The organism is uncultured Roseibium sp., assembly GCF_947494555.1.
Classification (GTDB): domain Bacteria; phylum Pseudomonadota; class Alphaproteobacteria; order Rhizobiales; family Stappiaceae; genus Roseibium.
Window position 1 is genome coordinate 945649 of record NZ_CANLVF010000002.1, and the last position, 25144, is coordinate 970792.

General features: G+C 55.9%; 24 protein-coding genes. 4 read left to right on the forward strand and 20 right to left on the reverse strand.

Annotation, left to right across the window (positions count from 1 at the left end):
- Positions 1-29 precede the first annotated feature (29 nt).
- Positions 30-1481, forward strand: coding sequence for an O-antigen ligase family protein (locus Q0915_RS12790; RefSeq protein WP_299471912.1), 1452 nt, complete (start codon positions 30-32; stop codon positions 1479-1481).
- A 178-nt stretch (positions 1482-1659) separates the two neighbouring features.
- Here the strand turns inward: Q0915_RS12790 and Q0915_RS12795 are convergent, their stop codons facing one another.
- The 6 genes from Q0915_RS12795 to rfbC form a co-directional block, all read right to left on the reverse strand.
- Positions 1660-2688, reverse strand: coding sequence for a hypothetical protein (locus Q0915_RS12795; protein WP_299471913.1), 1029 nt, complete (start codon positions 2686-2688; stop codon positions 1660-1662).
- A 265-nt stretch (positions 2689-2953) separates the two neighbouring features.
- Positions 2954-3646: an FkbM family methyltransferase gene (locus Q0915_RS12800; protein ID WP_299471914.1), complete on the reverse strand. Its 693-nt coding sequence runs from the start codon at positions 3644-3646 to the stop codon at positions 2954-2956.
- A 95-nt stretch (positions 3647-3741) separates the two neighbouring features.
- Positions 3742-4611 (reverse strand): glucose-1-phosphate thymidylyltransferase RfbA, encoded by an 870-nt coding sequence (gene rfbA / locus Q0915_RS12805; RefSeq protein ID WP_299471915.1) that lies wholly within the window; start codon positions 4609-4611, stop codon positions 3742-3744.
- Positions 4608-5456 carry a dTDP-4-dehydrorhamnose reductase gene (rfbD, locus tag Q0915_RS12810; protein ID WP_299471916.1) on the reverse strand — a complete coding sequence of 283 codons (849 nt, stop codon included), beginning with the start codon at positions 5454-5456 and terminating at the stop codon, positions 4608-4610. Before rfbD ends, rfbA begins: the two co-directional genes overlap by 4 nt.
- A complete protein-coding gene (rfbB, locus tag Q0915_RS12815) occupies positions 5453-6508 on the reverse strand; it encodes a dTDP-glucose 4,6-dehydratase (protein WP_299471917.1) in 1056 nt (351 codons plus the stop codon). Before rfbB ends, rfbD begins: the two co-directional genes overlap by 4 nt.
- Positions 6509-6516: 8 nt before the next feature.
- Entirely contained in the window at positions 6517-7068 is a 552-nt protein-coding gene (gene rfbC, locus Q0915_RS12820) for a dTDP-4-dehydrorhamnose 3,5-epimerase (protein WP_299471918.1), read from the reverse strand.
- Between the two features lie 890 nt (positions 7069-7958).
- Between rfbC and Q0915_RS12825 the strand changes: the two genes are divergently transcribed.
- Positions 7959-8633, forward strand: a complete 675-nt coding sequence (locus Q0915_RS12825) for a sugar transferase (RefSeq protein WP_299471919.1) — start codon at positions 7959-7961, stop codon at positions 8631-8633.
- A 247-nt stretch (positions 8634-8880) separates the two neighbouring features.
- A complete protein-coding gene (locus Q0915_RS12830; protein ID WP_299471920.1) occupies positions 8881-10197 on the forward strand; it encodes a S8 family serine peptidase in 1317 nt (438 codons plus the stop codon).
- 3 nt (positions 10198-10200) lie between these two features.
- On the opposite strand, the gene Q0915_RS12835 is transcribed toward Q0915_RS12830, so the two are convergent.
- From Q0915_RS12835 to Q0915_RS12880, 10 genes are all read right to left on the reverse strand, one after another.
- Positions 10201-12246: a trypsin-like peptidase domain-containing protein gene (locus tag Q0915_RS12835; protein ID WP_299471921.1), complete on the reverse strand. Its 2046-nt coding sequence runs from the start codon at positions 12244-12246 to the stop codon at positions 10201-10203.
- Positions 12247-12331: 85 nt separating this feature from the next.
- Positions 12332-13498: a hypothetical protein gene (locus tag Q0915_RS12840; RefSeq protein ID WP_299471922.1), complete on the reverse strand. Its 1167-nt coding sequence runs from the start codon at positions 13496-13498 to the stop codon at positions 12332-12334.
- Between the two features lie 49 nt (positions 13499-13547).
- Positions 13548-14633 carry a lactonase family protein gene (locus Q0915_RS12845; protein ID WP_299471923.1) on the reverse strand — a complete coding sequence of 362 codons (1086 nt, stop codon included), beginning with the start codon at positions 14631-14633 and terminating at the stop codon, positions 13548-13550.
- A 20-nt stretch (positions 14634-14653) separates the two neighbouring features.
- Entirely contained in the window at positions 14654-15604 is a 951-nt protein-coding gene (locus Q0915_RS12850; RefSeq protein ID WP_299471924.1) for an ABC transporter permease, read from the reverse strand.
- Between the two features lie 2 nt (positions 15605-15606).
- A complete protein-coding gene (locus Q0915_RS12855) occupies positions 15607-16557 on the reverse strand; it encodes an ABC transporter permease (RefSeq protein ID WP_299471925.1) in 951 nt (316 codons plus the stop codon).
- Complete coding sequence (locus Q0915_RS12860) at positions 16554-17309, reverse strand: ATP-binding cassette domain-containing protein (protein ID WP_299471926.1); 756 nt, start codon at positions 17307-17309, stop codon at positions 16554-16556. Before Q0915_RS12860 ends, Q0915_RS12855 begins: the two co-directional genes overlap by 4 nt.
- Entirely contained in the window at positions 17302-18042 is a 741-nt protein-coding gene (locus Q0915_RS12865; protein WP_299471927.1) for an ATP-binding cassette domain-containing protein, read from the reverse strand. The genes Q0915_RS12860 and Q0915_RS12865 overlap by 8 nt, the downstream gene beginning before the upstream one ends.
- Positions 18043-18074: 32 nt before the next feature.
- The gene (locus Q0915_RS12870) at positions 18075-19253 is read right to left on the reverse strand and encodes a substrate-binding domain-containing protein (RefSeq protein ID WP_299471928.1); all 1179 of its coding nucleotides are present in this window, start codon (positions 19251-19253) and stop codon (positions 18075-18077) included.
- Positions 19254-19578: 325 nt separating this feature from the next.
- A complete protein-coding gene (locus tag Q0915_RS12875) occupies positions 19579-20349 on the reverse strand; it encodes an SDR family NAD(P)-dependent oxidoreductase (protein ID WP_299471929.1) in 771 nt (256 codons plus the stop codon).
- Entirely contained in the window at positions 20346-21392 is a 1047-nt protein-coding gene (locus tag Q0915_RS12880; protein WP_299471930.1) for an alcohol dehydrogenase catalytic domain-containing protein, read from the reverse strand. The genes Q0915_RS12875 and Q0915_RS12880 overlap by 4 nt, the downstream gene beginning before the upstream one ends.
- 125 nt (positions 21393-21517) lie before the next feature.
- Here Q0915_RS12880 and Q0915_RS12885 point away from each other — a divergent pair, with 125 nt between their 5' ends.
- Positions 21518-22648: a CaiB/BaiF CoA-transferase family protein gene (locus tag Q0915_RS12885; RefSeq protein ID WP_299471931.1), complete on the forward strand. Its 1131-nt coding sequence runs from the start codon at positions 21518-21520 to the stop codon at positions 22646-22648.
- Between the two features lie 32 nt (positions 22649-22680).
- On the opposite strand, the gene Q0915_RS12890 is transcribed toward Q0915_RS12885, so the two are convergent.
- From Q0915_RS12890 to Q0915_RS12905, 4 genes are read right to left on the reverse strand one after another with little or no spacing between them, the layout of a single operon-like run.
- Positions 22681-23190 (reverse strand): MaoC family dehydratase, encoded by a 510-nt coding sequence (locus tag Q0915_RS12890; protein ID WP_299471932.1) that lies wholly within the window; start codon positions 23188-23190, stop codon positions 22681-22683.
- A gap of 60 nt (positions 23191-23250) precedes the next feature.
- The gene (locus Q0915_RS12895) at positions 23251-23727 is read right to left on the reverse strand and encodes a MaoC/PaaZ C-terminal domain-containing protein (protein WP_299471933.1); all 477 of its coding nucleotides are present in this window, start codon (positions 23725-23727) and stop codon (positions 23251-23253) included.
- Positions 23724-24779, reverse strand: coding sequence for a Gfo/Idh/MocA family oxidoreductase (locus tag Q0915_RS12900; protein ID WP_299471934.1), 1056 nt, complete (start codon positions 24777-24779; stop codon positions 23724-23726). The genes Q0915_RS12895 and Q0915_RS12900 overlap by 4 nt, the downstream gene beginning before the upstream one ends.
- Before the next feature lie 29 nt (positions 24780-24808).
- Positions 24809-25138, reverse strand: coding sequence for an L-rhamnose mutarotase (locus Q0915_RS12905; protein WP_299471935.1), 330 nt, complete (start codon positions 25136-25138; stop codon positions 24809-24811).
- Positions 25139-25144 lie beyond the last annotated feature (6 nt).

The window sequence follows — 25144 nt, forward strand, 5'->3', positions numbered from 1 at the left end:
TGCACGTGACGGCAAAGCGATAGATAGCCATGAAGCAGATGACAAGTGAGAACACGAGCTGGCTACCGGTTTTACTGGTGCTTTCGCTTCTGGTCCCTGTCTTCTTCTTCCTCGGTCCCGTTCGGCTTACGCCTTACCGGCTCATCCTTGTCGTGATGATTATCCCGCTTATGCTGAGACTCTTTTCCAGCGGGAAACCTGTATTCGCCTTTGATTTTCTGTTTATTTTCTCATTCTTTTGGAGCGCAATCAGTCTTTCGGTCGTGCATGGGTTTGGCCAAACCATAGAAACAAGTGCGATCTACATTATCGAAGGGCTCGGGGCCTATCTCGTCACAAGGATTCTTATCGATAACAAGCAGTCCTTCTATATTTTCGTCAAGATCTTTTACTTCAGCGTGCTTTTTCTGTTGCCCTTCGCCGTCTTCGAAGCAGCGACAGGCCAACCGATTATTCTCGATGTGCTGCGCAAGGTCCTGCCCGTTCCCGGTTCTGTTTCGATGAACAAACGCTTTGGTCTGGAACGCGCGCAAGTCGTTTTTGAACACTCGATCTTGTTCGGGGTTTACTGCTCGTCGGTCTTCGGGCTGGTATTTTACGTTTTGAATAAGCCCGGCAGCAGCCCGGTGACGGGATTGATGAAGCTTCTTCTGGTTACCTTCACATCGTTCCTGTCCGTGTCGACCGGAGCTGTTCTGGCGATCAATTTTCAGCTGTTCCTGATCGCCTGGGACAAGATCACCGCCATGATGAAATTACCGAGGCGCTGGTTGATTTTGGGCGGGGGCTTTGCAGTTCTCTATGTTTTGATTGATATTCTTTCAACACGGTCACCGTTCCACGTTTTCGTCAACTATCTCGCCTTTTCAAGCAGGAGTGCCTACAACAGGATTCTGATCTGGCAATTCGGCACGGAAACAGTTTGGAGCGCGCCCGTATTCGGCATTGGCTTCGGTAGCTGGCTCGGTCCTGCCTGGATGGGCGACAGTGTCGATAACTTCTGGCTACTGCTCGTGATGCGCTATGGACTACCGGGCGGCATCGCGTTCATAGTCGCGATCTACCTGATCATGAAAAGGCTCGGCAGCTGCGACTTCAAGGATCCCGATCTCGACAACTACCGAAAGGGCTATCTGGTGAGCCTTGGCGGGATGTTACTTGCAGGTGCCACCGTCCACTATTGGAACGCAACATATGTTCTGTTCATGGCGATGATCGGTTCAGGCGTCTGGATGCTCAGTGCGAAAGATCAGGATCAGGCAACAACGGATCAGGAGGTCGTTCCTAAAAGAATCGGATTTACACGTGCAGCGAGGCCAGCGGCCGCTTACCGGGAAAAGGTTGAACCTGTGCTGGAAAGCAGCATGGAAGACATACCGAAGCCTGACAATCGCAATGCAATGCCAGAGCTGAGCACAACACCGCGGGATCGGTCGAGCGAGCGTCAACGGCCCAACTTACCTTATACGCGCCGAGGCTGAGGTTTCCTGTGCCGCAGCACGCCCGGCTCCACGACCAGAGTTCGCATTTCGACAATAAACTGTAATCTGCTGGACTGCAGGACATCGCTGCTCAAATTAACAGCAGTCCAAGCTGACATGGTACGTGGATTTTCTGTTGATCTGGCCGAACTTCGGGCGAAGCGCCGGACGTTTCATCCTACCCGGAATAGTTCTGGCGCATTGTCTCCAAGGCAGCGTTCAGTCTTTCTATTTTCTCTGACTTTACGGCATCGGTGCTCAGGAAAGACGGTCCTGACTTGAGATTTTGAAAGTACTGACTGACCGCGTCACTGCGCTTTTCATTGAAGCTGTTCATCAACCTGGTCGTACGCATGAACTTAAGGCTCTCAAGGACACTCGATCTCATCGAACGCAGGGCTGGCTTGACCTTGTTCTTCAACTGTCCGAGAGCGCTCGGGTTATGAACCTGAAGCGTGCCGTGAAACCCCGTCATGTTGTCCGGCACGGGTATGCTCTCTGGGTTCGCGGAGCCTATGGCCGTCGGTTGTTTTCGAAGAACCGCATCCCAATAGTCAGAGGCAGGCAACACATAGGGTTTGTATTCCAGTTCCAGAGAGCTGCACCAATCAACCCACTTCCATTGCGAAATGGTATTTTGCGAGGCCACCGGGATCCAGGGTGTGCCGTAATAGTCGGCAAAGATCGCACCGTGCAGAGATTCAACGATTGCAAGTTCTGCACCGGCCAATGCAGGAAAAATATCATCACATGAGTCGAGTGGATTTATGAGGGTCACATCGGCCTTGGCGCAAATGGTTTCCCAGTTTCCATACAACATGCTTTCCCAGTGGGGTACGAAGACGGTCCCGCTTCTGTCTCTTGAAAGATCAGCATATTTGGGGACGTTGTTTACAAGCCAGGCTCCATCGGTAATCGCCAGTTTGGGATCGAGACCCAGCGCTCGGGCCGTGAGTGGTCCACGAACGGCATAGATATCCCACTCACTCACCTCTTCCGGCGAAGGCAAACTCCGATATCCGGATCCAGTGCCGAAAATAATCTTCTTGCCAGGCATGATGTTCAGGCTGTGCGAAATAATAGAGCCAACACCGATTAATACAATATCGTCTTCTTTTTCCAATAATTCCGGTATTAACGCGGGCCAGAGCCAACTATTCAAGTGATCACCAAAATTAGTATTTGCATCATAATGAAATACTATCATGATTTATTTTCCATTTTTTTGATAACTACTCAAAATGACCTATGACGCCCATTAATCAAAGTTCATCATCCGATGCAAGCGCAAAACCATGGCGGTGAATGAATCGACCGGTTGTCTGGTAGCAAGTGAAAAGGGATGAACAAATTCCGACTTTGGAGCCTATCTCACGCGTTCGCCTGGTTCGTTGAGAACCTGTTTCTGAGCTGCCTCCCGGAACCCTCCAGGATCGCGCAGATATGGTCCAATCGAACCATTTGTTGGCGGATCATGGCCAGTCCAGATTGATTTCAGGCTTCTCCAGAAAACTGACCGCCTGACGAAGCTTTTCAATTCGCTCGCGCAACTCGGCCATATTCACTTCGTGGGTCTCAACAAACATGGCGTCCACAGCGGTCAGCAAAGGTGACTTCAGAAAGTGTTCCAGGACGTCGACCTCAGCGCCCTCAATATCCATTTTCACGATGTCGATCCGGCGATTGAGACCCTTTAAGAATCCCGAGAAGCCAACCATTTTCACCGGGACAGTGCTCCAGGTATCGTCAGCACCTGCGACGATGGAACATCCGACGGACGCTGTCTTTGGATCATTCTCGAATTCGGGCGGGCGACGCAACTCGATCGTGCCATCCTCCACGCCGATCGCGGCCTGGTAAAGGGTCACGTTCGGCAGATGGCCCACGCGTTCCTTGAGCTGTTCGAAGGTCCAGGGATCCGGTTCAAAGGCGTGGACATGTCCTGCCTTGGCGGCGAGTTTCTCGGTGAATTCACCGACATTCGCCCCAAGATCAAGGCACAGCGAATCTTCTGAAAGTGCGCCGAGCAAAACGTCAAACCGATGAACGGCGTCGACCCCGGCGGCTGAGCGTCTGCGCCTCAGGAACCGGGTCGTGGCTTCTTCGCCAACAGAACCGGGTATCGACGAAGCGGCTCGTAACAAACCGAGCTTTAGATTGTGCATCAAAGAGTTGTCCAACGCGAACCACGCTCCCCTTTTGATCATTAATCGAAAATCAGCCAACCCTTCAAACGAGTTGGCTTTGTGCTTTCCAAACCCTATGCCAACGCCGCCAGGTACTTCCCGTAGTCCGTCTTTCCAAACAAATCCGCGTGCTCAAGAAGCCTGTCGCGGTCGATCCAGCCGTTCGCATATGCAATTTCTTCCGGGCAGCCGGACTGCATGCCTTGCCGAATGGATAGCGTCCTGACAAAGTTCCCGGCGTCCAGCAGCGACTGGTGGGTTCCCGTGTCAAGCCAGGCAAAACCGCGTCCCATGCGCTCCACACTCAAAGCGCCTTCGCGCAGGTACATTTCCAACAATGTAACGATTTCAAGTTCACCACGCGCAGACGGTTTGACTTCCCGCGCCCTGCGGGGCGCGTCACCGTCGAGGAAATAGAGCCCGGTGACGGCATAATTTGAGGGCGGCACGGCTGGTTTTTCAATGATTTCCTGGGCGAGACCATCCTCGTTGAATTTCACCACGCCGTAGCGCTCAGGATCGGCGACATGATAACCGAATACGGTGCCGCCCGCCTCTCGCTGATCGGCGGCGAGCAGAACTTCCGGCAGGCCGTGACCGAAGAAGATATTGTCGCCAAGGACCATTGTAGAAGAGGCGCCACCGAGGAAATCTTCGGCGAGAATGTAGGCCTGCGCCAATCCGTCCGGTGAAGGCTGCTCAATATATTCAAAGCGCATGCCCCACTGACTGCCATCCCCCAACTGGCGCTTGAACTGGGGCTGGTCTGCCGGCGTCGTGATGATCGCAACTTCACGAATGCCCGTCAGCATCAGGACGGATAGCGGATAGTAGATCATCGGCTTGTCGTAAATCGGCATCAGCTGCTTCGACACGGCCATTGTCAGGGGATAAAGCCTTGTTCCGGACCCGCCCGCGAGAATGATGCCTTTGCGCTTTGTCATGAAGTCACACCCAATTTGGTCAAAGTATCTGCAACACCAGTTTTCCAGTCGGGACGATCCACGCCAAATGCGGCCAAGGACCGGCAATCCAGCCGGGAGTTTAGCGGACGTTTTGCCGGGGTTGGATAGGCCGAGGTCGGAATGTCTTCCACCTCGACAGGCCGTCCGGCCTGACGGAAAATTTCACGCGCAAAGTCGGCCCAGCTGACATCCGGTGCCCCGGAAAAGTGGTAGATCCCGGATTTTGACCGGTCATCTTTCAATACACGCGCAATTGTGACGCACGCCTCAGCAATCGCAGCCGCCGGTGTCGGTCCACCGACCTGATCAGCAACGATCGTCAGATGCTCGCGTGATTCCGAAAGACGCAGCATGGTTTTCAGGAAATTGGCGCCTTGCGCGGAAAAGACCCAGCTTGTGCGCAGGATTGCATGGTTGGCCGTCTCGCCAGTGATAGCCCGTTCGCCCGCGAGCTTCGATCGTCCGTAGGCTCCGAGCGGAGCGGTAACGGCGTCTGGTGCAAACGGCGCTTCTCCGCTTCCATCGAACACATAGTCGGTCGAAATATGAACCAGCGGGATGTCCAGGCTTGCTGCAGCGCGGGCCATCTGGCCCGGCGCATGACCGTTGACCTTCAGAGCCAACGCTTCTTCTTCTTCGGCCTTGTCGACGGCGGTATAAGCAGCTGCGTTGATAATGGCTTCGGGCCGCACTTCCTCTATCAGCTGCGAGATATCCGTATCCGCACCGAGATCTGCCTGCGCCCGTCCAAGGAATACCGCATCCGGCAGCAGCGAACGAAGTTCGGTCGCCACCTGTCCGGATGAGCCAAAAACCAGCATCATGCCTTCGCGCCTGCTGTCACACCAAGCCTTTGACCGACGCCCTTGCGGTCCTGCAACGCGCGCCACCAGCTCTCATTGTCCAGGTACCACTGGACGGTTTTCTCCAGACCTTCCTCGACATTCACGCTTGGTTTCCAGCCGAGTTCCTCACGGATTCGCGTCGGATCGATCGCGTAACGCATGTCGTGGCCGGGTCTGTCCGTCACAAACGTGATCTGTTCGGCGTAGGAACCGTCCGCCTTGGGCCGCTTCTGATCGAGCAAGGCACAGATGGTTCTGACAAGGTCAATATTCCTGCGCTCGTTTTCGCCCCCGACATTGTAACTGCGACCCGGCGTACCCTTCTGCAACACGAGCAGCAGCGCATCGGCATGGTCTTCGACATAAAGCCAGTCGCGAACATTCTCACCCTTTCCGTAAACCGGGATGGGCTTTCCGGCGAGCGCATTCAAGATGACGACCGGGATGAGTTTTTCTGGAAAATGATAGGGCCCATAGTTGTTGGAGCAATTGGTGACGACAGCCGGAAGGCCGTAGGTCTCGTGCCATGCCCGCACAAGATGGTCAGATGACGCTTTCGAAGCCGAATACGGGCTGCGCGGATCGTAGGCGGTCTCCTCCGTGAACAGGCCCGTCTCGCCGAGTGAACCGAAAACCTCATCCGTGGAGATATGGTGAAAGCGGAACGCCTCCGGCTTTCCTGCTTCTTCCCAGTATGTGCGGGCGGCTTCAAGCATATTGAAGGTTCCGCCAATATTGGTCTCGATGAAATCGGACGGACCGTCGATCGAACGGTCGACATGGCTTTCCGCGGCGAGATGCATAACGGCATCTGGCCGATGTTCGGCAAAGATACGCTTCAGTGCGCCCCGGTCGCGAATGTCCGCCTGCTCGAAAGCATATTGCGGGCTGTCGGCGACAGGCGCGACATTGTCGAGGCATGCAGCGTATGTCAGCGCATCGACGTTTACGACGCTCAGACCACGCTGAACAGCGAGGCGGATGACAGCAGAACCGATAAAGCCCGCTCCGCCAGTGACAAGAATTTTCATGGAAACCCTCAATATTCGAAAGGTGTTTCAAACTCGGCGAGTGGCGGTGCCACGGCATCCTTGTCTGACAAGACCGGTTCGATGTCCGCAAGCGGCCAATCAATGCCGCAACTGTCCCAACGAACGGCTCCGTCGCATTCGGGAGCATAGAAGTCGGAACACTTATAAATGATTTCACTGCCCTGTTCGAGTGTCATGAAACCGTGCAGGAACCCTTCCGGGATGAAAAGCTGCTTGCCGTTCTCAAAACTCAGTTCCGCTCCGAACCAATTCCCGAATGTCGGCGATCCACGCCGGATATCGACAGAAACATCGAAAATTCGACCGCGACCGCATCTGACAAGCTTTGCCTGCGCATGTGGCGGGGCTTGAAAGTGGAGCCCCCTTACGGTTCCCTTCGTCGTGCTAAGCGAATGGTTGTCTTGAACAAACTCAGTGGCGACACCGATCTTTTCAAAGGATCGTTTGTTCCAGCTTTCTGAAAAAAAGCCCCGGTCATCGCCGAAGCGTTTCGGGGTCAGCACGAAAACACCGTGCAAGTTGGTTTCTTCAACAATCATCTAAACACCAAATCAGTCCGCAATTAAAAGTTCTTTGCCGGCAACGGGTCTGACCAAACGCATCTGCTGAGAAGCGGTGCGCGAGGTTTCGACCATCATTTAAAGTGTTGCGCACTGCAGATTTTCGCAAACTGCACCGCACCCGGTTCAATTTCCGCAATTGGCTACACCGAAAACAGAGTTAGGAGCAAGTCCGCCAAGCGCCGGCGACTATAGCGACTAAGATACAAGATGACGAAAACTAATTGACCAAATTAGGATTTTGGTAAATTTAACGAAATGTGAATACACGCGAGTCCAAAAAGCTGTTGCTTCGTTTTGAAAGGGCCCAAGGACCGGCAGTTGCTGGAAATTTGCTCTTTTGTCAATTTCAAATCACCAACATGCCCTGTGGCCTCCAATCCAATTTAACCACTCAGGATAGTTTCAAGGAAGGACGGACAGCAGACATGATCGAAAGTCGGCACAAATTTCGAAATGTCCCGTTCGGGCACGTCCTCTCGCATGCTGACAAACTTGCCAGACCGCTCAGGCAGCATTTGCGCAACAGTACGAAGACCGGAAATGCAGGGCAAAAAAGGCCCTGTTTGGCTTTGAAACACCAAATGATTGCATGGCTAACCAAGTGCCATTTTTCGGGCTTAATGGGCTGCTCTAAGAAAAATTCGGATCGTTTGTTTTATTTATGTGACTGAATGCATACGTTAATTTTAGTTCCCTACTCAACCAGCGGAAAATTTGAAGTTGCATCGCTGCGCGCAATCGATTAACGTCCGATTAACCAAATTTATGGGGACCACAGTTTTTTTTAGTGGTCGGCAGATTGATGACAATACTTGCATCCGGCGTTTTGCCAGGAGTTTTGCGGTAAAAGTGTAAGAGTTTTGAGAATGACTGACGACGTTTATGGATTTCATAATACTGATTTGGGTCGCGCGATTGAACAAGCCGATCCCTCCTACAGCTCCAGGATATTCAAGCGTGGCTTGGACCTGACCGGGTCTTTCCTCGGTCTTTTGGCGCTCATTCCTCTTTTCACGTTCCTGGCAATCGCGATCAAATCGACCAGCAAAGGTCCGGTTCTGTTCAAGCAGAAACGCCACGGACTGAACGGCAAAGTTTTTACCACCTACAAATTCAGGTCGATGTATGTCGATCACTGCGATGCGTCGGGTGTGCGACAGACCGTTAAGGACGATCCGCGGATAACGCCGATCGGCCGGTTCTTGCGTCGGAGCAACTTCGACGAATTGCCGCAGCTGATTAATGTCTTCAAAGGCGAAATGTCTCTCGTTGGACCGCGCCCCCACGTTCCGGGGATGCTGGCAAACGGTATGCCCTATGAAGAATTTGATCCCCGCTACCAGTTGCGCCACCGCATCAAGCCGGGCATTACCGGACTTGCGCAGGTCAACGGCTTCCGCGGTGAAACACGCGATGCCTACGCTGCCTCCATGCGCCTCTACTATGACCTCAAATACATTGAGGTTCGCTCTACGCTCCTGGACCTGAAAATCATTATTAACACCGTGATTCAGGAGTTCTTCAAAGGCAAGGGCTACTGAGCTTTCCGAAAGCTTGAATATAAGATTCTGAAAACGGCTTTGACACTTTCGTCAAAGCCGTTTTTGATTCCGACCAGCGCAGATGCCGGCAACAACAGAGTGCAAAAAATCTTTCGACCTGAGCCTTGGACGCTGGAACGCAATCAGAAGATTGCAGCGATGTTTTTGCCGAATCCCGATAGCGCCCATGCGCGGTCGGCACTACGGTAAAACCCCAACCAAAACACTCTACAAGCGCGGAAAGGCAATGCGACGCCCGGCAAACCTCCCAAGGCGGTATTTCGCTCACTCTGGCAAGGCATTTTTTGCTGCTGCATTGATGACGCTCGCAGCGGCAAGCGGATATGCTCAATCCATGAATGCGTCAACGGACTGGATCGACCTATCCATTGCACGTGTTTGCGGCCGGCCGGACATGACGGGTTTGGAGGTTCAAAGCGCCCTCCCCGGAAGCTGGCTTATGGAAGAGCGCCGCCTGCCACGGAACGGCACGCCCGGGCGCATATTGATCCGCCTCATTCTGCCTGGCGGAGATGAGCTCGCGCTTGAGTCCCGATTGAACGATGGTGTGCTGCGTCAGTTTCGCGCAAGCCTTGCCGCTGCCAACGGACAGGAGATCAATCCGGTTTTCCTTGCAATTGCCGATGGCAGTTGCACCGTGCGCTCCGCGCGAGCCATCCGAAAAGGAGACCCGCCCTGGATCTTTCTCGATCAGTTGGACGGAGACTTGACCACCTTGCGCTGGACGGAAGTCCTGCAGGCTCCCTGGCCACCGGGCGAAGATCCAGGTGGCGTTCGGGTGGCGATGGTCGATTCCGGCCTTGCGTACGACCTTCCCGAGTTTCGCGACCGTCTCGCGCGGGACGAGACCGGCACTCCTGTCGGGTTCGATTTCTGGGACCTGGATCCCTGGCCCTATGATGGTGACACGTCCCGGGGGGCTTTTCTGCCGATCCGGCACGGAACGGCCGTCGCTTCGATCCTGGTGCGGGAGGCACCCCAAGCGGCCCTTATTCCCTACAAGTATCCGCGCCCGGACATGACACGGATGGGGGATCTGGTTGAGCGCGCGCTGGCAAGTGATGTGAAAATCCTTGCCATGCCGCTTGGAAGCCGGAATGCTGAGGATTGGGAAACCTTTGCAGCCGCCATCAAGGGTCAAGAAATACTTGCTATCGTTTCCGCCGGAAATGACGGCAGGGACATTGACACAGAACCCGTTTATCCTGCGGCACTGGATCTCGACAATATCCTGACGGTGACATCGGCAGATGCTTTTGGGCGGCTCGCACGCGGGTCAAACTGGGGCGCTCAGCATGTCGATATCATGCTCCCTGCGGAAAACCTCAGCGTCGTGGACTTTCGCGGAGCCACGGTAGTCGCTTCGGGATCGAGCTATGCCGTTCCGCGCCTTGCCGCACTTGCCGCGCGGTTGCTGGCGGAAGATCCAAATCAATCGGTTGCCGATCTCAAGGAACGTATCCTGTCGCGCGCAGTACCTTCCCCGTTCGAGCGCGAAGGCATTGTCTCCGCGGGATGGATCGCTGACCCGGAAACGGATTGACATTCAGCGCCGCTGAGGTGCAGGCGGGGCATTGTCAATGAAGCGGCGTGCTGCTTGTGCCTGCCTTGGGTCTGCTTGCAACAGGGCCTGATATCCTCTTTCGGCGAGCGGCAGGTCTCCGCCCCAGACACCCGACTGGATAGAGAAACGCAGCGCCTGGGGGTCGTTGGGCGCTGCTTCCAACAGCCAGCGGGCGTGTTCGGTCATGTCTTCAAACCGAGCGCCAAGCTGAAGGGACACCAGCAGCGACATCCTGGAATTGATCGAATTCGGGACCTGCTCGGACGCAAGCCGGTGGAGGCCGACAGCCGCGTCGAATTCGCCCGCCTGGGCCAAGAGGCGTCCAGCTTCCAGAAGCTGGCCGTGGTTTGACGACGCAGTACACGTCTTTTCAAGCATTTCCAGGTTTTCCGGTTGCCGATCACCCGCTGCGACAGCATCGACCGACGCAGCACAGGCAGCAAAGTTGATGCCGAGCCGCCGCGTATTCCTAGCTGCGGCCGGGTCGTCACGACGTTGAAGAAGTGAATTGACGGCAGATAGTGGGATAGCTTCAAAACGACCATCTCCACCGCCAACCGCAACTCCCGCCAGTCGGCCGTCCCGGTCCACAAGAGCGCCACCGCTTACGCCGGGCTGCATCCGGGCTCCGACATGGAGACGACCGAGTTCCGCCCCGTCCGCAGGAGGCAAGATGAGGTCGCCCGGATCAAAGACCCGCACTTCCCGACGGGCGATGTCGGCGCCGATTGTGTAAAAAAGCTCTGACGGTTCCGATGCGGTTGCGAGATCGAACACCTGACCGTTGTCCGGCAATCCCTCTGCTTCCAGAAGGACAAGGTCACCGCGAAAGGCCGAGGGAACAACCTTTGCTGATTTCGGTCCGTCCGGCGTGTGGACAGTTGCCTCCAGACGATCGCCAATTACATGCCTGTTGGTGACAAGGAGCGTCTCGCCGATCCGTGTCGCGCTTGCAATCGGATCGAAGCTCGATATCGGAAACACGGCCTGACGCTGCCGACAGACGGCAATCGGATGCGGACAACCGGGGTCTTCCACATCCGCTCCTGCCACCTGCGGCTTTGCGTCAGGGGCCGCAAATTGCAGGCTGACCCTCCTCTTTTCGCCGTTTCTGCTCAGGACGACGTCGACTTTTTCCGTGTTGTCCGGAAACAGCGCCAACGCGGCAGTGGCGTCCCTCGGGTCTTGTGTCCTCCGGCCGCCGATTTCCAGAACAAGGTCGCCGGCGAGAATGCCGGCGATTTCCGCTGTGCCCCCTGGACGCACGGACCTAACGACCGGGGCGGCGACCTCCGCAAGCTGCGACCGGTCCGCAAAGCCAAGCTGCCAACCGGGTGAGAGATAGGATACTCCGCCCTCAGTCCTCAGCGCGTCGGCGACACGCAGAAGCAGCTTGGTGGAAACTGCAAAGTTCACACCGATATTGGTGTCCGCGCCTGAGGCGAAAATCGCTGAAACCATGCCGATCAGCCGGCCATCCCAATCAACCAGCGCGCCGCCCGAGCTTCCCGGGTTGGCGGCGGCGTCTGTTTGGATGAAGTCCTCGACGGCGTTGAAACCCGCATTGGTCACGCCGGTTGCCGACACGACACCGCATGTGACTGACAAACCAAGCCCGAATGCGTTTCCAATTGCGCAGGCCGGTTGCGCGAGATCGGGTTCGGGGCCCACCTCGATCGGTGTCAGCTCCGAATCGACCGCCAGAAGCGCGATATCGCTCGCCTCATCACCGGCCACGAGACGTGCCGGCAGCACTCTGCCGTCTGACAACCGAACATCTATGCGTTCGGCCGGTTCCACGACGTGAAAAGCAGTCACAACCAGACCCGGACGCACGACAACACCGCTTCCCTCCGGCACTGACCCCGGTTCACCACCTTGACCGCCCTGCCCATGACCCGGCCAGACCGGCAGAACCGACACGACATGCTGCAAGGCTTTGTCCGGCGTTGCTTCTGCTGACCGCGGTGCAAACAACAAGAGCGCAAGCGTCGCGAGAAAGACGGCGGTCAGATGATATTGCGGCATCAAGTTCTCCGTTGCGTCGCAAATTGCCAATCCGCAACCACCTGGCGACTGCAGAATTTCATTTTTCAGGTCTCATAAATCAAGGTCAATTTTTTGCCTCTGCCGCGAGAAACCTGGCAATTCGCGCCAGAGCCTCAAGTTTGGCGTCTAGCCTCTCCATATTCAACGCCATCAACAATGCCAAAGTCGTGTCCCGACCGGTTTGAGCATTGATACTCGTGTGATTTGCGTGCTGACGGCTTCGTGCGTCCGGAAGCGCGGAGATCAATTTGCCAACCGCGTCGGGATTGCGCGACAGGGACTCGGCAACAGCAACTGCCACGATAGCATCGTTTAGCATGCATCGCTCACGCTCCGTCCTTTCACCGGCATTCCGGATCAGGTCGTCCAACAATGCCTGCGCTTCCGCAAGACAGGTGTTGGTGCCGGTTTCTCCGCGCGCTGCAAATCCACTTGCGCAATAGCCGTAGACCGATGCCAGCGTATCCTGGGCATTAGCTTCTTCTGCCAGATCTTTTGCAAGCGTCCAGTGGCCTGACCGAGCGGCGGTGTGCACCAGTCCACCCAGGATATGCTTGCGCTCTTCGTCTGATGCGGTGGTGCGGGCAAGCTCCAGCGCCCGTTCGGTCTCACCTTGCCTGATCCTGAACTCCGCGGCGCAGGACAGCGGAAGATACCGTTTTTCCGGTGGCAGTTCTTCTCTCAACACAGCGGCTTCGGCCAACAAGGCGTGTGCTTCATTCTTGTGTCCGCCCTGCGCCCGGCGCGTCGCCAATTCAATTAAAGTGATCGCACGGTTTGACGGATCTGCTATCGCGCGCGCAGCTGTCTTGGCAGCTTCGTGGTCGCCAGCCAGATCGAGCGCGCTGGCAAGCCTGTAATGACCATGCGGCGCTTTTGTTCCGGCCTCGATATCAGTGGCAGCCTCACGAGCCAGATCCAGGAAAACAAGCGCTTCGTCGGCCTTGTACCGCCGAAAAGCCGCCTCCGACATCATGGCATATTCAACAACACGCCTTTCGGGCCCTATGCTCTTATCCAGGAGAGTATTCTTGGACTGCCCGTCGCCCTTGCCCGGTTGTTGTGCGGCCAGAGTCGTCAAAACTTGATTGCGGCTCCACTCACTGGTAATGCGCTCTAAAATCACAGCTGCTTCGTCTTCGCGCCCGGTCAAGGCGAGCGCACGAGCATAATCGGCCAGAACGGTATCGGCGCGGTATCCGCGGCCAAGGTTATTGATCCCCGATCGCACCGCCGGCCCCCAAAATGCCGATTGCGCACGTTGATCTGACAGCACCTCATCAACAAACAGCGAACTTGATGCACATCGGGGTGCCCAGTTCGATCAGGGCCGGACCCGGCGTAAGCCGACCGTTTTGTTCATCGCGGGCAAAGACTGCGATGTGATCTGAATCCTGATTTGCTGACAACAGCCAATTTCCACAAGGGGTCAGCGCTAATGCACGCGGCGTTTCACCGCCACAGGAAATTGTCTGGACGGCGGTCAGGCGTCCATCCGTTTCAACGGCGAAAACGGTAATAACATTTGCACCTCGGTTCCCCACGTAGAGAAAACGATCATCCGGTGAGATCTGGATATCGGAGCAGTGGTTGTCCTCGGCAGCTTCCTGATCGATCGCCAGGACGATGTCCACCAGCTCGAGCGGCTGGCCCGGGCTGACGGAGAGGCTGGCAAGCGTGCTGTCAAGCTCACCGACGACAAACATTTTCCTGCCGTCTCCTGTCCAGGCCAAGTGGCGTGGACCCATGCCGTTCGGCATATCGAAAGAGCAGTCCCATTCGAGCGCTCCGTTGGGGCTCAGGTGATAGAGAATTATTTTGTCGATCCCCAGATCAGCGACCGCGAGCCTGCCGTCGGGCATCTGCCGTATGTAATGTGCGTGTGATCTTTCCTGCCGCTCCGGATGCACGCCCGTTCCCTCATGTTCGGCGCTGGAGCAGGCGGGATGGATGCCGTCCGTCTCGGTAATCGGAAAGATGGCGACCGACTTGTTGGGGCCTTCCGACCCAAGCGCATAGTTGGTGACCAGCAGGTGCCGGCCATCATTGCTCAGGGAGTTATGCGACGTGATGCTGCCACGGCTTGAGACCATGTCCAGATGAGCGATTTCTCCGCTCACCGGATCAAATTCAAGCGCCGTAACATGGCCCTGCGCTTTGCCGAAGAGTTCCGAGTTTGCAAAGATCCGCCTGCCTTCGGGCGTTGTTGACAGATAGGTTGGATTGTCAATGCCGTTGTAGCTTGTCACCAGCGTTGCGTTTCCAGTGCTCGCGTCAAACCGAAAGACGGAGACACCATCGCCGTTCGCGCCGCCGAAATAAGGCGTCGGAACGTTGCAGCTTCCAACAAACATATGCAAAGCCATCTGCTATCCCTCTTTTGAGTTCAGATCGCGGTGCGAAGATGCGGTTGTCGCCCATAGATCGCCACGACGCAAACGATCAAAACACCCAAAAGCGCCTGGACAATCGACTGATCGAACCCGAGCCCAATGAGAACGGTGTTGAGCTGAGTCAGCACCAAAGCGCCCGCCACGGTCCCCGTGATACCACCCTGCCCGCCTGAAAGCGCGGTTCCGCCGATCACTGCAGCCGCGATGGTTTGAAACAGATAATGCCGGCCAACATCGGCAAAAGCAGCACCTGAAAATCCGAGCAGCAGAACCCCGGTCACTGACGCCAGCAATGCCGATGCGCCAAAGCAGAACACCCAGACTTTCAAAGAGCTGATACGTACCAGCGGTGCGGCCGTTGGATTGGAGCCATAAGCAAAGATCTGCCGCCCGAGGAGCGTGCGCCGCTCCAAAAGGAAAAGCAGTAGGGCTAGCAAGAGCGTTGCCGGAACGAGCATTGGCACCGGGATCGGACCGATCGACTGTCCGATAGACACAAAATCGCTGATGTAGGCCGGCGCACTTCCTGTCGGATAACCCCTGGTCCACAAAAGCACGGCTCCCAGCAGAGCAGTTCCCGTTCCAAGGGTGATGATGAGAGGATGAACCCTCAATACCGAAGACAGTGCACCGTTGAACATGCCGACCGCAAGACTAAGCGCGAAGGTGATGATCATTGCCACGCCGAACGGTATCCCCTGGGAAGACAATTGCGCCACGGCGACATTCGCGAACCCGACAACAAAGGGAATTGACAGGTCTATGCCGCCGATCAGCATGACAAGCGTCTGCCCGGCTGCCGCTATGATCAGGAAGGACGCTATGACAAGTATTGCCCTGATGGAAAATACGGATGTGTATCCCTCGACAGTGATCGCTCCCATCGCGAAGATCACCGCGACCATGCCATAGGCGAGAACTGCCTTGTTGACGTTCTGTTGCATGATCAAAGTGCCCGCCTCTTCTTGAATTTTCCAGCGATCACCTGCGAGTTCAATGACACGGCAACCACGAGCACGAGGCCGTAGGTGATCTGCAGAAAAAACGGTGACACATTCAGATAGGTGATCAGGTTCTGAATGAGGAAAATATCCAGCGCACCAAGAGCTGCTCCTGCGATGCCCCCTTTTCCACCGGCAAGGCTGACACCGCCGAGCGCGGCAGCAGCGATCGCCAACAGGGTATAATTCGGCCCGACCTGGGCATCTGCGGATCCGAGAAGCGCGGTCAGTGAAATTGCCGCCAGCCCGGCAAACAGACCACCGAGAACATAGGCCAGAAACCTCACGAGACCGACATTCAGCCCTGCCGCGTAGGCCGCCCTGTCCTCGCCGCCGATGGTCAGGATGTGCCCGTGCAGCGGGGAGACCTTGACGGCGAGCCACAAGGCGGCAGCAGCGATCAAGGGCAGGATGGACCATTCCTCGGAAAGGGACACCAGCCATCCAGGCGCAGGACCAATCGGCGACGGCAGATACCAAGTCGCGAGGCCCGCCAGAACGAGGTAGGTGCCGAGTGTCGCCACAATGGGCTGGACACGCAGGAAAATGGCGAGAAAACCGTTCACAGCACCGCCAATTGCGCCGAAGGCAAGTGCTGCCGGCACAATGATAAGTGGCGAAGCGATCCCGAGGTCCAGAACCAGGCCTTTGACAATGAGAACCGAAATCATCCCCATCAGCGGACCGATCGAAATGTCGATCCCTTCCCGTCCCGCCAGGATCACCGGTGTGGCCGCCGCCGCGGCCAGCATAAGCGGCGCGACCAACCCCAAAGTGGTGCCCAGGTTTTCGACCGCAAACCGGTTCGGGGTCACAAGGATGGTCACGAAAAGAAGGATCACGAAAAGACCCAGGGCAAACTTGGCCTCTACAAGACTGCCGGGATTGAACTTCATGAGCCTGCCCCCTCACCGAACATGGCTTGCATCAGGCCATCAAGGGAAAGCTCCGCGCGGTTCAGCCTGGCAAATACCCCGTTGTCCCGAAAGACAAGTACCTCATCGCAAAGCTCTGTCAGTTCTTCAAGCTCGGTCGAAAACACGACAATTGTTGTGCCCAAATCGCTTATCGCGCGCCGAAAGTAGCGGTAAAGCGCATGACGTGTCTGAATATCGACACCGCGTGTGGGATCGTTCAGCAACAGCACGTGCGGATTTGAAGCCATGACGCGTGCCAACAGAACCTTTTGCTGATTACCTCCCGACAGGTTGCGAATGGGTGTCTTGGAAGATGCAAAGGAAATGGCGAGTTCCTGTCGAAACTTTTCAAGTTTGTCGCGGACACGTGCGCTGCGGATCCATCCATTTGGTGCAAACTCCCTGGCCGCGCCCAGCAGAAAATTGTCGGCAACGCTCAGCATCGGGAAAATGCCGTTCTTCTTCCGGTCCGATGGCAAATAGGCAAGCCCGGCACGCTCGGCATCCGTATATGAGCCAATTGTTTGACTCCCGGTTTCGAAATGAACCTGTATCGAGCCGGTGTGGGATGCGTGCAGTCCTGCGAGCGCTTGCAAGAAAAGATCCTGACCGTGACCGTCCAGCCCGGCCAATCCGACAATATGGCCGCCTCCGATGTCGACATTTATTGGGGCGTCGCCAGGCAAAAGGCAAAGGCCGGAAACGGTTAGGACGGCCGGACGGCTAAGCATTGGCTGCTTCCTGCGTCAGCTTTTCCAGAAGTGTCGCAGGATTGATGTCTTCTCCCCGCAACTCAGCAATTACCGCCCCGTTTTGCAAAACATGGACTTTGTCGGAAAGTTCCACAATCTCGGGCATTCTGTGCGACACGAACACGACAGACTTTCCCGCGTCGCATATCGCGCGAAGCGTCTTAAAGAGCTTTTGCCGATCCGCCAGGTCCAACGACGCCGTCGCTTCGTCAAGAATGAGTACGTCGGGTTTGCGTGCCAATCCGCGCGCGATAACGACGATCTGCTGCTCGTGAAGCGGCAATTCACCAACTGGACGATGCAAAGCAATCTCCCGATCGGTCAACGCACCCAGTATGTGCAACGCAAGATCGGTTTTCTCGTTTTTGGTCATCGTGCGGCGGAAGATCCCGTCTTGCCCAAGCACAATGTTGTCGAGCACTGAGCGGTTCGGAACGACGAGAACTTCCTGGAGAACGATCGCCACCCCCCTTGCAAGCATCCTGCGCGGGCTTGTGCCCCCCCGCACGGCTTGCCCGCCGACACGCAATTCACCCTCGTCGGCGGGTATGATGCCGGCAAGGACTTTTGCCAGCGTGCTCTTTCCCGATCCGTTTTCTCCCAGAATTGTATGGATCTGGCCTGCGTGGACATCCACAGACACGCTGCGGAGCGCCTGCGTTTCTCCGAAACGCTTCGATACGCTACCGCAGCTGAGTCGCACCTTACTCATGCCAAGCGCTCATGCTCATCCTTGGCGTCTGGTTAGTTACAGGCGCCGGGAACGTCGGCATAGTTCCAGCCCGGAGCAAGGTCGGAACTGCCGAAATACGCATTCATGACTTGCGACGGAACGGGATCCTCGGGATTGACGGGGAATATCTCGGCGGAATCGGGTTTCATACAATCCGCGTACCATGCATCAAATGACGACATGGGAACTTTCGGTATCGGGATCATCAAGGTGCTGAGCTTGGGTTCCTGACCGGCAAGAATGCGCGAGGAGACCCGGAACAGGTTCTGTCCCATCCATTGCGGCAACACCGCATGACCTTCGAATTTGAACGCATCGGGATTGGCTTTCCAGTACCCGAGAGCATCGCCGGTAACCGAACCTGTAACAAAGGGAACCGGACGGCCTGCCTGGGCAAAAGCCTCCGCAATGACCCGTGTTTCAGATCCTGTCGTCCACACGCCGTCGATCGGGGACGGGTTGGTTGCCAGCGTCTGCAGGATAACGGACTTGGTGACGCTGGGGGTCCAGTTGCCGTTCACCATCCGCACGACCTTCACGTCCGGATATTCTGCAAACGCAGCCTGCGCTCCCTGTCTCTGCTGATCGACAATCGAGACACCCGCAATACCTTCGACCATAACGACATTGCCCTTGCCTCCGATCGCCTCGGCAAGGCTGCGCGCCATGTCGTATCCCCATTTGTAGTAGTTGGAGTCCACGTTTACGGCGTTTGGAGAACTGACGGTCGATGCTGCCGTTACAAAGGGAATGCCTGCCTCGGCCGCCGCATCAACCACCGCATTCAGGCCGGTAGGCGAGCCGGGAACAGAAGTAATGATATCGCAATCCGCATCGATCAGGCTTCGGATGTTTGAGATCTCCAAACCGACGTCACCGTTTGAATCCGTCATCTTGAACTCAGAAACCTTGCCCTCATCGACAAGGCCCTGAACGAGCCTCTTCAACTCGTTGGTCAGAGCCACGCGCCAGGGATTTCCCTGATAGCTCTCCGAATGGCACCAGAGCAGCGCCCCGTCTCCGGCAACTTTCGGGACTTGAGGCAATCCAACGGGCGTAGATGAGTTTTCGTATTCAGCCTGCAGTTCGGGCGGTAGAGCTCCGATGACGTCGCCGACTTCCATTGCGCTTGCCGAACCCGTCGCGGCAACCATTGCGGCACCCAAGACAGCATACCGGATCAAATTCATGACGATCTCCTCCAGTTTTGGCGCGTCTGCGGGGTTTCATCTTGCGCGAAACTCGCCGAATTCGATCTCTTACTCCCCAAAGATCGACGGACGCCCTCCAGTATGGATTACCATCAAAGAATTCACTTGTAAAACTTAATTTTAAATATGCGTCAGAAACATCATGCATTCGATTGGCCGCTTCACGCGGTTTGATGCTCAGGATTGCGTTGCGAGCATCGCCTCTGCCTTGGGAGCTGACAGGTGTCCCAAAAGCAAAACGCTCCCGCCACACGCCTTGGGTGGCAGGAGCGCTGACAACGGTATCTTGTGCAAATAGAGGGAGTTATCTCCCCATCCAGCCACCATCGACTGTCATCACGGTTCCATGCATATAGTCCGAGGCAGAAGAGGCCAGGAAAACGGCTGGTCCGGCAAAATCCGTCGCATTTCCCCAGCGACCAGCGGGGATGCGTTCCAGGATGGATTTTGACCTGACCGGGTCGTTGCGGAGCGCTTCAGTATTGTCTGTCGCAATATATCCTGGTGCGATTGCATTCACGTTGACGCCGCTAGAGGCCCACTCGTTTGCAAAGGCCTTGGTCAGCTGGCCGATCCCGCCTTTGGAAGCGGCATAGCCGGGAACGGTAATCCCACCCTGGAAGGTCAAAAGCGAAGCTGTGAAGATAATCTTGCCGCTGCCACGCTGAACCATCCCGACACCGATTTCCCGTGTCAAAATGAACTGAGACGACAAGTTGACTTCGATGACCTCATCCCAGATGTCGTCATCATGCTGGTCCAAGGGCGCGCGTTTGATTGTCCCGGCGTTGTTGATCAGAATGTCGACGACCGGATGCTCTCGCTTTACCGTCTCGGCAAACGACCTCAACGCCTCTCGGTCGGCAAAATCGCACTGGTAGCCATGAAACTTCCGTCCGATACCGGCGACCTCCCTTTCGACATCGCTGCCTGACGGCTCGAGTGTTGCGCTCACGGCGATGATATCCGCGCCTGCCTCGGCCAACGCAACCGCCATCGCCTTGCCAATGCCACGCTTTGCCCCCGTTACCAGAGCCGTTTTTCCTGAAAGGTCAAAACTCTGCAGAACACTCATGCGTCACTTTCCTTGCTTATTCGGATCATGGACTTGATGGCTTCGGGATTTGTCGTGAGCGCTTCAAAGGCGCTCTGAATTTGCTCCAGCGGCCTGATATCCGTGATGAATGATGCGCAATCGACGACGCCTTCCGTTAAAAGCCTGATGGCTTCGTCATAGTCTTCGGGCTGGTATACCCGCGCGCCCAGAAGTTCCAGCTCGCGCCAGAAAAACTGAAACATGTCGACTTCCGGTTTCTTTGCGTGGATCGCGACCATAACGATCCTTGCCCGGGCAGCCGCCGCTGCCGTCATGAGATCGACACCGGGCTGACTGCCTGATACCTCGAAAACAACGTCTGCTCCCTTGCCGTTGGTCATTTCGTTGACGACGTGAACCGGATCCTGCGATTTCGGGTCGATGGTGTTGAATCCAAGCTTACCGGCGTAGGCAAGACGAATGTCGTTGATCTCGCTGATGACCACATTTCCCCCGGCTTCCCTGGCAACCAGTGCCACGAGCAAACCGATGGGGCCGCCCCCGATGACGAGGACATTTTCTCCGGCCGCGACTTCTGCCCTTTGAACGTCGTGGCAGGCGACCGCCAACGGCTCTATCAAAGCCGCGTGGTCGAGCTGCAGCTCATCCGGCAAAGGATGAAGCGTATGAGCCGGGACGTTCCAGACCTCCTGCATGGCGCCATCGGTATCCAGGCCCAGAAATTTCAGATTGTGGCATATGTGCTTGTGGCCGGCCTTGCAGGCCGGGCATTCACCGCAATGGTCCAATGGACGCACAACAACCTTCTGTCCGATCGTGAAGCCACGAACCTGTTCGCCCAACGCCTCTACGGTGCCGGACATTTCATGACCGATGATCCGGCTGAAGCCGACGCGGGCATCCATATTGCCGTGATAGACATGCAAATCCGTGCCGCAGATACCGCAATAGCCAATTCGGACGGCAACTTCATCCAATCCGGGTGCCTCTGCCGGTCTAAGCTCCACAGAGAAGGTTTTGTCTCCTCGATAATAGGCAGCCCGCTGTGTGTTCTCAGACATGGAAACTCCCCAGGTTCTTGAAAGGGTGCAAAAATTCAGCGTGAGGAAACTTGAACCAAGGCGCACGCCGATGTATTGGTATATAAAAATCTGTTTTATATACGATTGATACGGAGTCAAGACCGTTGCTGCCCCTAGAAGGATTGAGAGTACTTGATTTCGCGCAGTTTCTGGCGGGGCCGATGGCGGCCCTCCGGCTGGCGGATCTTGGCGCTGAAGTGATCAAGATCGAGAGGCCGGGCGTCGGCGATTTGTGCAGAACACTGGTCATATCCGATCAGAAAGTCGGTTCCGACAGCCTCTTGTTTCACACAATCAACCGGAACAAGGCGAGTGTCGCAGCTGACCTGAAAGACGCTTTTGACCTTGAGAAGGTCAAGCATCTCCTGAAGACCTCGGATGTGATGATCCACAACTTCCGGCCCGGCGTCATGGAACGAATAGGGCTCGGCTGGGAAGACGTCCGGGAGATCAATTCCAGATTGGTATACGGTGCCGTGACCGGCTACGGCACGACAGGTCCTTGGGTTAAAAAGCCGGGCCAGGACCTCCTGGTGCAGTCGTTGACCGGCATGCCATGGCTCTCGGGAGACCAGGATCATCCCCCTATCCCGGCGGGTTTTGCAGTTCTTGACATCACCTGCGGAAACCATCTGGTTCAGGGCATCATGGCGGCCCTGCTTCGGCGCGAAAAAACCGGCGTCGGAGCGCAGGTTGAAGTCGACCTGATGTCGTCCGCGATTGACATGCAATTCGAGCTGTTTACAGCATTTTTGAATGGCGACGGGTCGATGTCGAAACGCAGTGCGATCAGCAATGCAAATGCGTCTGTTGGAGCTCCTTATGGGATTTACGCCTGCAAGGATGGCTATCTCGCGATTGCTATGGCACCGATTGCTGCCCTGGCAGATTTGTTAGATTGCGATGCACTTACGCCTTTTTCCGATCCGGAAGTGGCCTTTGTCCGACGGGACGAGATCAAGTCCATCCTGCGGGATCATCTGTTGACGCAGACTGTTGCCCATTGGCTGGAAAGACTGGAGCCGGCGGATATCTGGTGTTCGAAGGTACTTGATTGGCCGGAACTGATAGCCACCGAAGGTTTCGCCGCGCTCGATGTGTTGCAGACGATAACGGCGCCCGATGGTTCACTGATCAGAACAACCCGGTGCCCGATCCGGATTGATGGCGAAACCGGAAAATCGGAAAGAGGTGGCCCGGCGCTCGGCGCTGATAGCAGCGCCTATCTGGACTAACCGAACGCGAGGAGCGGACCACCTTTAATCGGTCATGCCTCCGGCGTGAAATTTTCCGGATGACGGTATTTCACCGTTTGGAGATGCTCGGCATACAAAGCCAGCTCCCCCTTGTTCTTGTAAACCTGATAAGACACTTTCACGAGGCCCATTTCTTCGTATTTCGGGCGCTTTTCCAGGTTGGTGCGTACAGTGTAGATGGTGTCGCCTATGAATACCGGCTTGATGAAACGAAGCTTGTCGTAGCCATAGGAAAACGTGTTGATGTTGTTGTTGGCCATCAATCCGAGCCCGTAGCTGAACACCATTGCACCAGCCACAAGCCGTTTGCCGAAAATACCTTCTTCAGAGGTGAAGATGTCATCGGCGACATAGGGATGATTGTCCAGCACAAGACTGTTGAACAACATGGCCTCACCTTCGGAAATTGTCCGCCGGATGGAGCGCCTTTTTTCACCTATCTCAAAGTCTTCATAGAGCCAGGTTTCAACATTGTACAATTTGGCATCGCCATGTTCTTCGTAATAACTTTGCTCACTCATCAAAACACCTCCCGCCACTTATCCTCTTCACGCATTTCGGACACATATCTCCGGAAATATTCAGTCTTTTGAACCGGTTAACTCCGTGTCCTGGCCCTTCATCTGAACGAGATAGATGTGTTCGGTGAAAAGGACGACCTCGTCTCTCTGGTTCAGGACTTCGCATTTCTCGATGACTTGTCCCATCCCTTCCCGCTTCGGGTCGGGCGACTTGCGGTCGATGGTCAAACGGGTCCGTATCGTGTCATTGATGTGCACGGGACGTATGAACCGCAGCCGGTCGTATCCGTAGGAAAACGCGACAGGATTGATGACACTTGCACTCAGGCCAATGCCGATCGAGAACACCATAGTTCCGTGTGCGATGCGTTGCCCGAAGTCCTGCGTTCCGCACCACTCGGCATCCATGTGATGCGGAAAAAAATCACCCGTGTGGCCGGCATGAACGACGAAGTCGGTTTCGGTAATGGTCCGCCCGAACGTTTCCCGAACATCACCGATCCTGTAATCCTCGTAGTAGATTGTCTGGATGTTCATTGCGGTATCCTTGCAATCGGAGTGGCGGGTGCGGCACTGCTTTCATAGGCGGCTTCGACCAGTGCCATCGTCTTCCAGGCGTCTTCGACACTGCTGATGAGCGCATCTTCTTCGCCGGTGGCGAAGCGTTGAAGCTGGTGCATCCGGCTGGCGAAAGCATCAGGAAACCAGGTGCCGTCGAGGCCTACTTTGCGCCAGCCGTCGCCCGTGTTGATTTCCAGAATGTCCGGCTCGCCCTTGGGATAATCGAGATTAACCCCCAGTTGCAGGTAAGCGGCACCTTTCGTGCCGCAGATGCGGAACTCGCATGCCTGATGTTTACGGCCGAATGCGTGATTGTGATTTATCGAGAGCGCGCAGCGGACACGATCGCCGTAGTCCAGGATTGCGGCCGTTCGGGTCTGAGAAATCTTCGAAGTGGGATGCCCGATCGACTTCGCGTGAACGCCCAGAGGGTCTCCAAGCAGGCCACGAATGAAGTCCAGATAGTGGATAGAGTGAAGACTTATTTCCACGCGCGGAAGCGGTTCGAGAAACTTCCAGAGGCCCCAGGGCGTGTTCAGCGCAAGCCACGCATCAAAATCCAGAATTTCGCCCAAAACGCCCCGGCTTACCGCATCCTGCAGGGCGAGCATCATGGGTGCGAACCGAAGCTGAAAGTTTACGGCCGCCGAAAGGCTGCGTGTGCGGCAGATCCGTAAAATCTCAGTTGCGCCGGACAGGTCGCTGCCCATCGGCTTTTGGATCAATGCCGCAGAGCCTTCAGGCAGTTTTGAGAGTATGCCCGCGTGCGCGTCAGGGGGCGTGGCAAGATCAAATATCACGTCCTTCCTGGAAGCCGCCTCTTCGGCTGAAGTGAGCAGCGGTATTTTATGCAGCTCAGCCACAGCCCTGGCCTTGTCGAGGTCAGGGTCATAGAGGCCCGCGACCTGATAACCCGATTTGGCATAAGCCGGCAGGTGGGCGTCGGTCACGATGGAACCGGCACCAAAGATGACGATCGGTTTCGGATTGGCGGGCCTCGGCCAGTGCTGTCGGAGAGTGTCGAACATCTGTGTTGCTCAGTCTTTGAAGCCTGCGGCTAGTCGAGGTGAAATACTTCTTCCATCATCGCCCACCATTCCCCGTCCTTTCGGGTGTCCAGCGGGACCTGGCAGGGCATGCAGACATCCCACCAACGCTGCGTTTCAGGGTCGGCCGCCATTTTCGCTGCATCGGCCGCAAAATCGTCGCCGTGATACTCCCAATACCCGAAGAGGAGGTTCTCCGGCTCCTTCAGATAGATGGAATAGTTCCGGATATTGCAGTCGGAGATCATTTTCAGGACACCAGGCCATACATCGGCATGAAGCTTTTTGTACTCGGCGACCTTCTTTGCCTCCAGGCCGATCATCATGCCCATCCGTTGCATGACCTT

What these genes read in the sequence shown, in the direction of transcription:
- Q0915_RS12790 (WP_299471912.1), top strand. Translation starts at nt 30, where the DNA reads ATGAAGCAGATGACAAGTGAGAACACGAGCTGGCTACCGGTTTTACTG.
- Q0915_RS12795 (WP_299471913.1), bottom strand. Translation starts at nt 2,688, where the DNA reads ATGATAGTATTTCATTATGATGCAAATACTAATTTTGGTGATCACTTG.
- Q0915_RS12800 (WP_299471914.1), bottom strand. Translation starts at nt 3,646, where the DNA reads ATGCACAATCTAAAGCTCGGTTTGTTACGAGCCGCTTCGTCGATACCC.
- rfbA (WP_299471915.1), bottom strand. Translation starts at nt 4,611, where the DNA reads ATGACAAAGCGCAAAGGCATCATTCTCGCGGGCGGGTCCGGAACAAGG.
- rfbD (WP_299471916.1), bottom strand. Translation starts at nt 5,456, where the DNA reads ATGATGCTGGTTTTTGGCTCATCCGGACAGGTGGCGACCGAACTTCGT.
- rfbB (WP_299471917.1), bottom strand. Translation starts at nt 6,508, where the DNA reads ATGAAAATTCTTGTCACTGGCGGAGCGGGCTTTATCGGTTCTGCTGTC.
- rfbC (WP_299471918.1), bottom strand. Translation starts at nt 7,068, where the DNA reads ATGATTGTTGAAGAAACCAACTTGCACGGTGTTTTCGTGCTGACCCCG.
- Q0915_RS12825 (WP_299471919.1), top strand. Translation starts at nt 7,959, where the DNA reads ATGACTGACGACGTTTATGGATTTCATAATACTGATTTGGGTCGCGCG.
- Q0915_RS12830 (WP_299471920.1), top strand. Translation starts at nt 8,881, where the DNA reads ATGCGACGCCCGGCAAACCTCCCAAGGCGGTATTTCGCTCACTCTGGC.
- Q0915_RS12835 (WP_299471921.1), bottom strand. Translation starts at nt 12,246, where the DNA reads ATGCCGCAATATCATCTGACCGCCGTCTTTCTCGCGACGCTTGCGCTC.
- Q0915_RS12845 (WP_299471923.1), bottom strand. Translation starts at nt 14,633, where the DNA reads ATGGCTTTGCATATGTTTGTTGGAAGCTGCAACGTTCCGACGCCTTAT.
- Q0915_RS12850 (WP_299471924.1), bottom strand. Translation starts at nt 15,604, where the DNA reads ATGCAACAGAACGTCAACAAGGCAGTTCTCGCCTATGGCATGGTCGCG.
- Q0915_RS12855 (WP_299471925.1), bottom strand. Translation starts at nt 16,557, where the DNA reads ATGAAGTTCAATCCCGGCAGTCTTGTAGAGGCCAAGTTTGCCCTGGGT.
- Q0915_RS12860 (WP_299471926.1), bottom strand. Translation starts at nt 17,309, where the DNA reads ATGCTTAGCCGTCCGGCCGTCCTAACCGTTTCCGGCCTTTGCCTTTTG.
- Q0915_RS12865 (WP_299471927.1), bottom strand. Translation starts at nt 18,042, where the DNA reads ATGAGTAAGGTGCGACTCAGCTGCGGTAGCGTATCGAAGCGTTTCGGA.
- Q0915_RS12870 (WP_299471928.1), bottom strand. Translation starts at nt 19,253, where the DNA reads ATGAATTTGATCCGGTATGCTGTCTTGGGTGCCGCAATGGTTGCCGCG.
- Q0915_RS12875 (WP_299471929.1), bottom strand. Translation starts at nt 20,349, where the DNA reads ATGAGTGTTCTGCAGAGTTTTGACCTTTCAGGAAAAACGGCTCTGGTA.
- Q0915_RS12880 (WP_299471930.1), bottom strand. Translation starts at nt 21,392, where the DNA reads ATGTCTGAGAACACACAGCGGGCTGCCTATTATCGAGGAGACAAAACC.
- Q0915_RS12890 (WP_299471932.1), bottom strand. Translation starts at nt 23,190, where the DNA reads ATGAGTGAGCAAAGTTATTACGAAGAACATGGCGATGCCAAATTGTAC.
- Q0915_RS12895 (WP_299471933.1), bottom strand. Translation starts at nt 23,727, where the DNA reads ATGAACATCCAGACAATCTACTACGAGGATTACAGGATCGGTGATGTT.
- Q0915_RS12900 (WP_299471934.1), bottom strand. Translation starts at nt 24,779, where the DNA reads ATGTTCGACACTCTCCGACAGCACTGGCCGAGGCCCGCCAATCCGAAA.
- Q0915_RS12905 (WP_299471935.1), bottom strand. Translation starts at nt 25,138, where the DNA reads ATGCAACGGATGGGCATGATGATCGGCCTGGAGGCAAAGAAGGTCGCC.